This window comes from Cobetia sp. SIMBA_158, from assembly GCF_046566945.1.
Lineage (GTDB): Bacteria > Pseudomonadota > Gammaproteobacteria > Pseudomonadales > Halomonadaceae > Cobetia > Cobetia amphilecti.
In genome coordinates this window covers 1-232 of record NZ_JAWJYL010001168.1, presented here as the reverse complement: position 1 = coordinate 232, position 232 = coordinate 1, and the positions used below count along the sequence as shown (strand labels likewise).

1 protein-coding gene is annotated in these 232 nt (G+C 43.1%); it reads left to right on the top strand.

Annotation, left to right across the window (positions count from 1 at the left end):
* Positions 1 to 232: efflux RND transporter permease subunit (locus tag R2R70_RS23430; RefSeq protein WP_410979412.1), on the top strand; the 232-nt coding region annotated here is incomplete at both ends.

Below are 232 nucleotides of genomic sequence, written 5' to 3'. Positions count from 1 at the left end.
ATATCAATAGCTAAAGCTCGAGAGATTTTGCAGCAAACAGATAAATTAATCGCAACCGTGCCAGAGGTTAAAACAGTTTTTGGTAAAGTCGGGCGAGCTGAAACAGCCACCGATCCCGCTCCACTGACAATGATTGAAACGTTTATTCAATTAAAGCCCAAAGACGAGTGGCGAGAGGGAATGACTCTTGAAAAACTCAAAGCCGAACTTGATGCATTAGTCACGTTTCCTG